The organism is Cellulomonas septica, assembly GCF_012396155.1.
GTDB classification, from domain to species: Bacteria; Actinomycetota; Actinomycetes; order Actinomycetales; family Cellulomonadaceae; genus Cellulomonas; species Cellulomonas septica.
This window is the reverse complement of sequence record NZ_JAAXOY010000039.1, coordinates 1-11256: the sequence shown is the minus strand read 5'-3', so window position 1 is coordinate 11256 and position 11256 is coordinate 1. Positions and strand designations below refer to the sequence as shown.

8 protein-coding genes, 1 tRNA gene and 1 pseudogene are annotated in these 11256 nt (G+C 73.5%); 7 read left to right on the top strand and 3 right to left on the bottom strand.

Going from position 1 to position 11256, the window contains the following annotated elements:
* A partial coding sequence (locus tag HGA02_RS03345) for a cytochrome P450 (RefSeq protein ID WP_168677575.1) occupies nucleotides 1-1232 on the bottom strand: 1232 nt, incomplete at its 3' end.
* 82 nt (nucleotides 1233-1314) lie between these two features.
* On the opposite strand from HGA02_RS03345, the gene HGA02_RS03340 reads away from it, so the two are divergent.
* Complete coding sequence (locus HGA02_RS03340) at nucleotides 1315-2097, top strand: metallophosphoesterase family protein (protein WP_168677573.1); 783 nt, start codon at nucleotides 1315-1317, stop codon at nucleotides 2095-2097.
* A 28-nt stretch (nucleotides 2098-2125) separates the two neighbouring features.
* On the opposite strand, the gene HGA02_RS03335 is transcribed toward HGA02_RS03340, so the two are convergent.
* Nucleotides 2126-2308: an antitoxin gene (locus tag HGA02_RS03335; RefSeq protein WP_168677571.1), complete on the bottom strand. Its 183-nt coding sequence runs from the start codon at nucleotides 2306-2308 to the stop codon at nucleotides 2126-2128.
* Between the two features lie 234 nt (nucleotides 2309-2542).
* On the opposite strand from HGA02_RS03335, the gene HGA02_RS03330 reads away from it, so the two are divergent.
* On the top strand, nucleotides 2543-3394 hold the full coding sequence (locus tag HGA02_RS03330) for an alpha/beta fold hydrolase (RefSeq protein ID WP_168677569.1): 852 nt from the start codon (nucleotides 2543-2545) through the stop codon (nucleotides 3392-3394).
* Between the two features lie 134 nt (nucleotides 3395-3528).
* On the opposite strand, the gene HGA02_RS20730 is transcribed toward HGA02_RS03330, so the two are convergent.
* Nucleotides 3529-4533 carry a PPA1309 family protein gene (locus tag HGA02_RS20730; RefSeq protein WP_168677567.1) on the bottom strand — a complete coding sequence of 335 codons (1005 nt, stop codon included), beginning with the start codon at nucleotides 4531-4533 and terminating at the stop codon, nucleotides 3529-3531.
* 136 nt (nucleotides 4534-4669) lie between these two features.
* On the opposite strand from HGA02_RS20730, the gene HGA02_RS03320 reads away from it, so the two are divergent.
* The 5 genes and pseudogenes from HGA02_RS03320 to HGA02_RS03300 form a co-directional block, all read left to right on the top strand.
* Nucleotides 4670-7657 carry a UPF0182 family protein gene (locus tag HGA02_RS03320; RefSeq protein WP_168677566.1) on the top strand — a complete coding sequence of 996 codons (2988 nt, stop codon included), beginning with the start codon at nucleotides 4670-4672 and terminating at the stop codon, nucleotides 7655-7657.
* 128 nt (nucleotides 7658-7785) lie between these two features.
* A tRNA-Met gene (locus tag HGA02_RS03315) sits at nucleotides 7786-7859 on the top strand.
* A 112-nt stretch (nucleotides 7860-7971) separates the two neighbouring features.
* Nucleotides 7972-8745 (top strand): SDR family NAD(P)-dependent oxidoreductase, encoded by a 774-nt coding sequence (locus HGA02_RS03310; RefSeq protein WP_168677564.1) that lies wholly within the window; start codon nucleotides 7972-7974, stop codon nucleotides 8743-8745.
* 286 nt (nucleotides 8746-9031) lie between these two features.
* The gene (locus HGA02_RS03305) at nucleotides 9032-10468 is read left to right on the top strand and encodes a glycoside hydrolase family 10 protein (RefSeq protein WP_168677562.1); all 1437 of its coding nucleotides are present in this window, start codon (nucleotides 9032-9034) and stop codon (nucleotides 10466-10468) included.
* Between the two features lie 219 nt (nucleotides 10469-10687).
* Nucleotides 10688-11256: pseudogene (locus HGA02_RS03300) on the top strand (hypothetical protein); the annotation flags it as partial.

Sequence of the window (11256 nt, the reverse complement as noted above, 5' to 3'; positions counted from 1 at the left end):
CTCGGCGCCGCCGGGCGGGCCGTCCGGCGCACCCGCAGGTCGACCAGGTCGTACCCCTGCGCGACCTCGTTCCACCGCACGACGGGCGGTCCCGCGACCTCCAGGTCGACGGCCAGGAGGGTCGTGACGAACGCCTCCGTCTCCGCCATCGCGAGCGGCGCGCCGGGACACTTGTGGTGCCCGTCCCCGAAGCTCAGCAGGGTCGGCGGGACCGCGCGCGGGACGTCACGGCCCGGGCAGAGGCGGTCGCCGTCGGGACCAGCGACGCGCGCGTCGGCGTTCGCGGCGCGCACGTCGACGTCGAGCACGGACCCGGCCGGCACGTGGACCGGGCCGTCGGGACCGTCGAGGGTCAGCGGCGCCGTCGTCTCGCGCAGGACGTGCGCGACGACCGGCTCGAGCCGCAGCACCTCGTCGAGGATCGCGAGCCGCTCGTCGCGCGGCGCGGCGCGGTACCGGGCACGCAGCACGTCGTCGTCGAGCAGGTGCCAGACGGCCGCGGTGATGAGCTCGCGCGTCGTCGCCATGCCCGCCGCCGCGTACGTCACGCACTCGGTGAGGACGTCGAGGTCGCTGAACCCGTCGTCGAGCAGCTGGCTGATGAGGTCGTCACGGCGACGACGCCGGCGTGAGCGGATCGCCGGGCGCACGTCGAACACGTAGAACCGCAGCATCGCGGTGCTGCGCCGCGCCGCGAGCCAGCGCCGCAGCCACGGGCCGGCCCCCGGCGGGTCGGGTGCGAAGAACGTGTCGAGCCGCCGGTGCAGCCCCGCCGACGCAGCCCGGTCGATGCCGATGACCGTCGCCGCGACCTGCACCGCCATGCCCATCGCGAGTCGTGCGACGTCCGACCAGCGGTCGGTCCGGACGGTCCCCACCAACCGTCGGGCCGTCCCCTCCAGCCACGGGCGGTACGACTCGACCGTCCGCGGCGCGAAGAACCGGGCGGCCGCCCGCCGCTGCGCGTGATGCTGCTCGCCCTCGAGGTAGAGGATCGGCGGCCGGATCCGCGGGCCCGTCGTGCCGCCCGCACCGCCCGTGCGGTGGAAGTTCTCGGCGTTGAACCCGCCCTGCCGCGTGTGCTCGGGGTGCCGCAGGACGGTGCGCGCGAGCTCGAACGAGCGGATGCGCCAGCGGCCCGCGCCGACCTGCTCGAGGTCGGGCACCGTCCCGTCGCCCGGCTGCGTGAGCTTGCGGGCCGGGCAGCCACCGGCGTCCACGGGAGCCGTCATGCCGGGAGCGTAGGTCGGACCGCCCGCGGCGGCCATCGCGAGCGGTTAGCCTGACGCTCGTCCAGACCTGGGGGTGGTCGTCGTGCCGGTCGAGCGCATCGCGCTGGTGTCCGACGTGCACGGCAACATGACGGCGTACGACGCGGTGCTCGCCGACATCGACGCGCGCGGGATCGGGACCGTCCTCAACCTCGGCGACGTCGCCGGCAAGGGCCCGCGCGGCTCGGCCGCGGTCGCCCGTACGCGCGAGCGCTGCGCGGTCACCGTCCGCGGCAACTGGGACGACTTCATGCCGGGACCCGGACCCTTCGACGACCCGGCCGTGACGTGGTGGCGCGACGAGCTCACCGCCGACGACCGCCAGTGGCTGCGGTCGCTGCCGCTGTCGCACGACCTCGTGGTGTCCGGGCGGCACGTGCGGCTGTTCCACGCGTCCGCGACGAGCGTCTACACGCGCGTGTTCTTCAAGCACACCGACGACGAGTTCGACGGGATGTTCGCGACGACGCCGCTGACCGGCGACGGCCCGACGCCCGACCTCGTCGTCTACGGCGACGTGCACGACGTGTACGTCGAGACGCGCGAGGCCCGCACGCTCGCCAACGCGGGCAGCGTCGGCAACCCGCTCGACGAGCCGACCGCGTCCTACCTCGTGCTCGAGGGCGTCGTGGGCGGCACGCGCGACGACCCGTTCGCGCTCGGAGTCGTGCGCGTGCCGTACGACGTCGAGGCCGAGATCGCCGTGGCCGTCGCCGCGGGCATGCCGACCGTCGAGGCGTACGCGGTCGAGCTGCGGACCGCCGTGTACCGCGGGTTCCACGCGGAGCGCGGGCTGCGCGCCCCGGACGTCGCGGCTTCGCGCTGACGCCCGGGGCGCTGCTCGGGGTCGCGGACTACTGGTCGCCGATCTTCCGGTCGGCCGCGTCCTGCGCCTTGTCGATCTGCTCGTCGTGCTTGCCGCCCGTCGCGGACGACACCGCGTCGGCGCCCTTGTCCAGCGCGGAGTCGCTGGCCTGCTCGCCCTTGTCGCTCTTCAGCGCGTCGGACGCCTTGTCGCCCAGGTCGTCGATGCCCATGGGGTGCTCCCTGCTCCGGTCCAGCCGTCACGCCGCACTGCTGGAGCGCCGTTCCATGCTGCGCCGCGGGTCGCGCGTCCGCACGACGTGAGAGCGGCCCGATGACTCCGTGCGTCCGCGGCGGTCGGTAGGGCAGGCGTGGGCGGGGAGGACGGCGCCACCGGCGCCCGCAGCCACGCCGGCACGCACACCCGCACGACGTACGCACGCACCCGCTCGACGACGGAGGACCCGATGACCGCGACACCCGTGACAGCCCCGACGACCGGATTGCTCGACGTGGGCGACGCCCGCCTGCACTACGAGCTGCGCGGGTCCGGCCCGCTGGTCGTGCTCGTCGCGGCGCCTATGGACGCCGACGCGTTCGCCCCGCTGGCGGACCTGCTCGGGACGGACCGGACCGTCCTGACGACCGACCCGCGCGGCATCCACCGGTCGACAGTCGCCGACCCGGACGCCGACGCGACCGTCGAGCTCCGCGCCGACGACGTGGCCGCGCTCGTCACGCACGTGGGCCTCGGACCGGCGGAGCTCGTGCTCGGGTCGTCCGGCGGCGCGGTGACGGTGCTCGACCTCGCGACCCGGCACCCCGACGCCGCCCGGGTGGTGCTCGCGCACGAGCCGCCGCTGCACGCGGTCCTGCCCGACGACGCCGAGCTCGCGGAGCGGACGCGGCGCATGGTCGACACCCAACTGTCGGGCGACGTCGTCGGGGCGTGGCAGCAGTTCATGCAGATCGCGGACATCCCGATGGCGCCCGAGCTGGTCGCGCAGATGTTCGGCGGCGACCGGACACCGCAGGACGTCGCCGACGACCACATGCAGTTCGCGCACATGCTCTGGCCGACGGTCCGCTACCGGCCGGACGTGGACGCGCTGCGCGCCTCGCCGACGCGGGTCGTCGTGGGCATCGGCGAGGAGTCCGCGGGGCAGCTGTGCGACCGGTCGTCGCGCGCGCTCGCCGCCCTGCTCGGCGTCGAGCCGGTCCTGTTCCCGAGCGACCACATCGGCTTCGTCGAGGACCCGCCGGCGTTCGCCGCGCGCCTCCGCGAGGTCCTGTGGTCGGCCCCTCCGACGACGGCCTAGCCGGGCCGGCGGCCGCGATACCGACATGGTTGCCGTTCGCGAACCGTCAGCGGCAACCATGTCGGTATCGACTCCGCACGCGGTCGACCGGACGAGGGGGTGTCGGGCGGGCGGGCGACTGCGACCGCCCGGGGTCAGGCGGGCAGGGTCAGGCGGGCGGCGCGGAGGGTGAGGTAGCGGCGCTCCGGGACGGACGTCGCCGCGGCGGCGGCCCGCTGGTAGGCGGCGCGTGCGCCGGACAAGTCGCCCGCCGACTCGAGCAGGTGCGCGCGGACCGCGTCGAGCCGGTGACCCGGCAGGTCGACGTCGTCGAGCAGCCGCAGCCCCGCCTCGGGCCCGTCGACCATCGCCACGGCCACAGCCCGGTTCACCGCGACGACCGGGCTGCCCGTCATCCGCTCCAGCAGCCCGTACAGGGCGACGACCTGCGGCCAGTCGGTGTCCGCCGCCGTCGCGGCGCGGTCGTGCACGGCGGCGACGGCGGCCTGGAGCTGGTACTCGCCGACCGACCGCGCGGCGATCGCCTCGTCGAGCAGCGCGAGGCCCTCGGCGATCAGCGCCCGGTCCCAGCGGCTGCGGTCCTGCTCGGGCAGCGGCACGAGCTCGCCCGACGCGTCCGTGCGGGCCGGTCGGCGCGCGTCGGTGAGCAGCATCAACGCCAGCAGGCCGGTGACCTCGGGGTCGCGCGGTTCGAGCGCGTGCAGCCAGCGGGTCAGGCGGACGGCCTCGTCGGAGACGTCGACCCGGTGCAGGTCGCCTCCCGACGTGCTCGTCGACCCCTCCGTGAACATCACGTAGAGCACGTGCAGGACGACGCGCTCCACGGTCACCGCGACGCCGTCGACCGCGTCGGGCCACGACAGCCCGGCGAGCAGCGTCTCGAGGTCCGGCGCGGACGGCAGCCCCTCCTGCTCGACGGACGTGAGGTGCCACGGGTCGGCGGCCGCCGCGTCGAGCACGTCGTGCGTGAGCTGGTCCGCGAGACCCGGCTCGGTCGCGAGAGCGGACTGCGTCCTGACCAGCGCGAACACCCGCACCGGCGCGTCCCACCCGGCGCCGGCGACGTGGTGCTCGACCTCGCGGACGGCGTCGGCGAGCGCGCGCTCGCCCGGGTGCGGTGCGGTGGGGGGCTGTGTCACCGGACCATGGTCGCACCCGTGTGGGAACCTGGGCCTCCAGCAGCACGTTCACACCGAGGAGCGGTCCGCGCGTGCGCGTGCCGCCCGGCCGCGGTCCGCCGCGGTCAGCCGTGCCCGACGACGACGAGGACCCTCCGTGACCTTCGCCAGCCCACCCCGCCCACGACCTGCCGGCCGACGCCGGCGCGGGGCGCTCGCTCCGACGCTCGTCGTCCTCGGCGTGCTCGTCGTCCTCGTCCTGGTGCTCGCCCAGGTCTGGACCGAGGTGCTGTGGTTCGACCAGCTCGGCTACCTGCAGGTGATCGGCACCGAGTGGGGCACCCGTGCGGTGCTGTTCGTCCTCGGCTTCGGCCTGATGGCGGGCGCCGTGGCGGCGAGCCTGAGCTTCGGGTACCGCTCGCGCCCCGTGTACGCGCCGTCGACGCCCGAGCAGGCGAACCTCGACCAGTACCGCGAGGCCATCGAGCCGCTGCGCCGGCTCGTCATGATCGTCGGGCCCGCCGTCCTCGGCCTGTTCGCCGGCGCGGCCGCGTCGCAGCAGTGGTCGACGGTCCAGCTCTGGATGCACGGGCAGACGGTCGGCGAGAAGGACCCGCAGTACGGGATCGACCTCGGGTTCTACCTGTTCACGCTCCCGGGCATCCGGTTCGTCGTGTCGTTCCTCATGGCCGTGACGATCCTCGCGGGGATCGCGGGGCTCGCGACGCAGTACCTGTACGGCGGCCTGCGGGTCGGCGGCGGGCGGGGGAACGGGCCGCGGACGACGCGCGCCGCGCGCGTGCACCTGTCGGTCGTCGGCGCGGTGCTCATGCTGCTCATCGCCGCGAACTACTGGCTCGACCGGTACTCGATCCTCACCAAGGCGGGGGAGAAGTTCCACGGCGCGGCGTTCACCGACGTGCACGCCGTCATCCCGTCGAAGGCGATCCTCGCGGGCATCGCGATCTTCGTCGCCGTCATGTTCGTCGTCACCGCGATCCGCGGGAACTGGCGCCTGCCCGCCATCGGCGTCGGCCTCATGGTGATCGCCGCGATCGCCGTCGGCGGCATCTACCCGGCGGTCGTCCAGCGCTTCCAGGTGCAGCCCAACCAGCAGGACCGTGAGGCGCCGTACATCCAGCGCAACATCGACGCGACGCTCGCGGCCTACGGGCTCGAGGACGTGCAGACCGCGGACTACGACGCGACCGTGACCGCCGAGGCCGGCGCCCTGCGCTCCGACGCCGAGACGACCGCGTCGATCCGTCTGCTCGACCCGCAGGTCGTGAGCCCGTCGTTCAAGCAGCTCCAGCAGATCCGCGGGTTCTACCACTTCCCGGACTCGCTCTCGGTCGACCGGTACGAGGTCGAGGGCGAGAGCCGCGACACCGTCATCGCGGTGCGCGAGCTCGACCTCGAGGGCCTCGACTCGGCGCAGCGCAACTGGACCAACGACCGCACGGTGTACACGCACGGGTTCGGCGTCGTCGCCGCCTACGGCAACACGACCGCCGGCCGTGGCGCGCCGGACTTCTGGGAGGGCGGGATCCCGTCGCAGGGGCAGATGGGCGAGTACGAGCCGCGCATCTACTTCAGCCCCCAGGCGCCCGCGTACTCGATCGTCGGCGCGCCCAGCGGCGACGGCTGGGAGTTCGACTACCCGTCCGACGACGCGCAGGGCCAGGAGCTCACGCGCTTCCCGACGCAGGACGTGTCGGCCGGGCCGAGCATCGGCAACCCGTGGAACAAGCTGCTGTACGCGCTGAAGTTCGGCGACGAGCAGCTCGTCTTCTCGAACCGCGTCACCGACGTGTCGCAGATCCTCTACGACCGCAACCCGCGCGACCGCGTCGCGAAGGTCGCGCCGTACCTGACGCTCGACGGGCGCGTGTACCCGGCGGTCGTCGAGGGCCGCGTGAAGTGGATCATCGACGGCTACACGACCAGCGACCAGTACCCGTACTCGGCCGGTCGCTCGCTCGAGTCCGCCACGCGTGACGCGCTCACCGAGACGACGGAGACCATCCAGGCGCTCCAGCCGAAGACCGTGAACTACATCCGCAACTCGGTGAAGGCGACGGTCGACGCCTACGACGGGTCGGTCGACCTGTACGCGTGGGACCCGTCCGACCCGGTGCTCGAGGCGTGGTCGGAGGTCTTCCCGACGTCCCTCAAGCCGCTGTCGGAGATCAGCGGTCCGCTCATGAGCCACCTGCGCTACCCCGAGGACCTGTTCAAGGTGCAGCGCGCCCTGCTCACGCGGTACCACGTCGAGGACGCCAACCAGTTCTTCTCCGGCAACGACTTCTGGGCGAACCCGCTCGACCCGACGCACCCGAACGTCAACGTGCCGCAGCCGCCGTACTACCTGACGCTGCGCATGCCCGACCAGGACGAGGCGCGGTTCTCGCTCATGTCGACGTTCATCCCCGGTGGTTCCGGGGCGCGCGAGGTGCTCACCGGGTACCTGGCCGTCGACGCGGAAGCGGGGTCGGAGGCGGGCAAGCCGTCCGCCGACTACGGCAAGCTCCGGCTGCTCGAGCTGCCACGCGACTCGACCGTGCCGGGCCCCGGCCAGGTGAACAACAACTTCAACGCCGACCCGACGGTGTCGAACGAGCTGAACATCCTGGCGCGCGGCGACTCGCAGGTCGTCCGCGGGAACCTGCTGACGCTCCCCGTCGGCGGCGGACTGCTCTACGTGCAGCCCGTGTACGTGCAGGCCGCGTCGGGCACCGCGTTCCCGCTGCTCCAGCGCGTGCTGGTCGCGTGGGGCGACTCGATCGGGTTCGCGAGCACGCTCGACGGTGCGCTCGACCAGGTGTTCGGCGGCGACTCGGGTGCCGAGGCCGGCGACGCTGGGACCAACCCCGACGACGGAGCGACACCGCCCGCCGAGACGCCGGGCGAGCAGCCGACCGGGACGCCGACGGAGAACCCGACGGACGGCGTCCCGCCGGACGCGGCCGCGGCGCGGGCGTCGCTCGACCTCGCGCTGCAGCAGGCGCGGCAGGCGCTGGAGGACAGCCAGGCGGCGCTCCAGACCGGCGACTTCGCGAAGTACGGCGAGGCGCAGGACCGCCTGTCGCGGGCCGTGCAGGATGCGATCAAGGCCGAGGCCGACCTCGAGGCCGCCGGCGGCTGACCGTCGTGGTGACCGCCGGCCGGGCCGGGCGTCGTGGGGCTTCCCGCGGTGCCCGGCCCGGCCTGTGACCGGCCTCACGCGGGAGGATTTGGTCTGGTCCGGAGGGTGTCGTAGAGTTGTCGAGCCGACGCGGGGTGGAGCAGCTCGGTAGCTCGCTGGGCTCATAACCCAGAGGTCGCAGGTTCAAATCCTGCCCCCGCTACAAGAAGACGAAGGCCCGGACCACACGGTCCGGGCCTTCGTCGTTCCCCCGGTGGTCTCCGAAGCCGTGCAGCAGCCCGCGGCGCTGGCCGCCTCGTCACCCAGGAGCAGTCATGGCGCGAGTGTTCGTCACGGGGTCGTCCGACGGGATCGGGCGGGAGACCGCCCGGCGGCTGATCGACGCAGGGCACGAGGTCGTCGGGCACGCGCGCGACGCGGCCCGGGCGGAGGAGCTGCGCGCGGCGCTGCCGGGGCTGCGCGACGTCCTCACCGGGGACCTCGCGTCGCTCGCGCAGACGCGGGCGCTGGCCGCCGCGATCGCCGACGCCGGGCCGTTCGACGCCGTCGTGCACAACGCCGGCATCGGTGGCGGTGCTCCCGAGCGCGCCGAGACGGCCGACGGGTTCGAGCGCATCTTCCAGGTCAACACCGTCGCGCCGTACGTGCTGACGGCGCTCGCGCCGCGTCCCGCGCGTCTGGTCTACCTCACGTCCGGGCTCGAGGCGCAGGGCCGGGTCGCGTTCGACGACCTGCAGTGGTCGGGCCGTCCGTGGGACGGCATGCAGGCCTACTCCGACTCCAAGCTGTACGACGTGGTGCTCGCGTTCGCGGTCGCGCGGCTGTGGCCGGACGTGCTCGCGACGGCCGTCGACCCGGGGTGGATCAAGACCAAGCTCGGCGGTCCGGACGCGTGGGACGAGGTCGGCGACGGCGCCGCGACGCAGGTGTGGCTCGCGACGTCCGACGACGCGGCGGCCCGGGTGAGCGGCGTCTACCTCAAGCGGTTCGAGCAGCTCGAGGCCAACCCGGCGGCGTCGGACGTCGACGTGCAGGACACGCTGCTCGCGGCGCTGGCCGACCTGACGGGCGTCGAGCTTCCGCGCTGACGGCGGCCCAGACGGTGTGGCGGTCGCGGTGTGCCCGGAGAATCCGCCGACGCAGACCGGGGCTGCCCGGTCCGGGCCCGCGTCGTTCTCGCGACGGCGACGCCGTCGCTGCTGAAATGTTTAGACGATGGCTGGTGCGGCGACGGCGCTGCAAGGTGAGCGACGACAACGACGACGGGCGCCGGCGGACGCCTCTTCATCGGTGAAGAAGCCGACGGCGCGACGCGCGCGAGCCCCCGTCGCCAGCCCCACCCGCCGTGCGCGGGTACCCACGGAGAGGCGCCACATGACAGGGATCCAGCGCCGCGGGAGGACAGCTCTCGCGGCCGCGACGCTGGCCGTCGCCATGACCATCGTCGGCCTGACCGCCGCCCAGCCCGCCCAGGCGGCGGCGAGCACGCTCGGTGCTGCGGCGCAGCAGAGCGGGCGGTACTTCGGCACGGCGATCGCTGCGGGCCGGCTGAACGACAGCACGTACCAGACGATCGCGAACCGTGAGTTCGACATGATCACGGCCGAGAACGAGATGAAGATGGACGCCACGGAGCCCAACCGTGGCCAGTTCAACTACTCCAGCGGCGACCGGATCCTGAACTGGGCGCAGAGCAACGGCAAGCGTGTGCGCGGGCACGCCCTGGCGTGGCACTCCCAGCAGCCGGGCTGGATGCAGAACATGTCCGGTACCGACCTGCGCAACGCGATGCTCAACCACGTCACGCAGGTCGCGACGCACTACAAGGGCAAGATCTACGCCTGGGACGTCGTCAACGAGGCCTACGCCGACGGGTCGTCCGGCGGCCGCCGTGACTCGAACCTGCAGCGCACCGGCAACGACTGGATCGAGGCCGCGTTCCGCGCCGCCCGCGCCGCGGACCCGGGTGCGAAGCTCTGCTACAACGACTACAACACCGACGACTGGTCGCACGCCAAGACCCAGGGCGTCTACAGCATGGTCCGTGACTTCAAGTCGCGTGGTGTGCCGATCGACTGCGTCGGGTTCCAGTCGCACTTCAACTCCCAGAGCCCGGTGCCGAGCAACTACCAGACCACGCTGCAGAACTTCGCCAACCTGGGTGTCGACGTGCAGATCACCGAGCTCGACATCGAGGGCTCGGGCTCCTCGCAGGCGCAGAACTACCAGCGGGTCGTGCAGGCCTGCCTCAACGTCGCGCGCTGCACCGGCATCACCGTCTGGGGCGTGCGCGACACCGACTCCTGGCGCTCCGGCGGCACACCGCTGCTGTTCGACGGCTCGGGCAACAAGAAGGCCGCCTACACCTCCGTGCTGGACACGCTGAACCGCGCGACGCCCAGCCCGACGCCCACGACGCCCGACCCCACGCCGACCACGCCGAACCCGACGCCCACCACGCCGGACCCGACGCCGACCACGCCGCAGCCCACCGGCGCGTGCACGGTCACGTACGCCGCGCCCTCGCAGTGGCAGGTCGGGTTCACGGCCAACGTCAAGATCACGAACAACGGCGCGCCGGTCAACGGGTGGACCCTCACGTGGGCGTGGCCCGGCAACCAGACGATCACCCAGGCGTGGAGCACGGCCACCACGCAGAGCGGTGCGCAGGTGACCGCGCGGAACGTCGACTACAACCGCACGATCGCGACCGGCGGCACCGTCGAGTTCGGGTTCAACGGCGCCTACAGCGGGAGCAACCCGGCGCCCACGAGCTTCTCGCTCAACGGCACGCCCTGCACCACGCGCTGACAGCGTGACGACGCCGGTGCGGCGGGCGCGCGCTGCGCCGCCGCACCGGCTGACGGACCGCACGCACGCCGACGGCCGGGACGAGAGGTCCGGGCCGTCGGCGTCGGCACGCCCGGCCCGCGGGCAGTGGCGGCGTTCTCGGTCTTCCCGCGCGCCTCCCCGTGGTCCGCGTCGTCGCGTGGTCATGATCGGCTCACCACGCGACGTGAGGGGGCCTCCATGTTGCCGACCCAGATCCGCACCGCCACCGTGCGCCTCGGCCCGTTCCTCGACGACCTCGGGTCGCCGTGGACGGGCCGCGTCACGGTGCGGTCGTCGACCGCACGCGTCTGGGACGCGAGCGGTGCGACGGTCCACCCGCGACCCGCGGTGGTCGCGCTCGACGAGCACGGCGGCGCGACGCTGCGGCTGCCGACGACGGACCAGCCCGGGTTCAGCGACGGGGCCGGGCGGCCCGTGACGGGGTGGTCGTACACGGTGACGCTCGAGCTTGACGGCGTGCCGCCCGTCCGGCACACGTTCCGGCTCCCGGGGGACGTCGGCGACGACGTGCACGTGGCGCTCCCGGTCGCGGCCGCCGAGGGGACGACGGCCGTTCCGCCGCTGGACGGGACGATGGCCGCTCCGCCGCTGGACGGGACGATGGCCGCTCCGCCGCTGGACGGGACGATGGCCGCTCCGCCGCTGGTCGAGGCGATGGCCGCTCCGCCGCTGGTCGAGGCGATGGCCGCTCCGCCGCCGGACGAGGCGACGGACGCTCCGCCGGAGGAGACACCCGCCACCACGGC

What these genes read in the sequence shown, in the direction of transcription:
- HGA02_RS03310 (WP_168677564.1), top strand. Translation starts at nt 7,972, where the DNA reads ATGGCGCGAGTGTTCGTCACGGGGTCGTCCGACGGGATCGGGCGGGAG.
- HGA02_RS03335 (WP_168677571.1), bottom strand. Translation starts at nt 2,308, where the DNA reads ATGGGCATCGACGACCTGGGCGACAAGGCGTCCGACGCGCTGAAGAGC.
- HGA02_RS03330 (WP_168677569.1), top strand. Translation starts at nt 2,543, where the DNA reads ATGACCGCGACACCCGTGACAGCCCCGACGACCGGATTGCTCGACGTG.
- HGA02_RS03305 (WP_168677562.1), top strand. Translation starts at nt 9,032, where the DNA reads ATGACAGGGATCCAGCGCCGCGGGAGGACAGCTCTCGCGGCCGCGACG.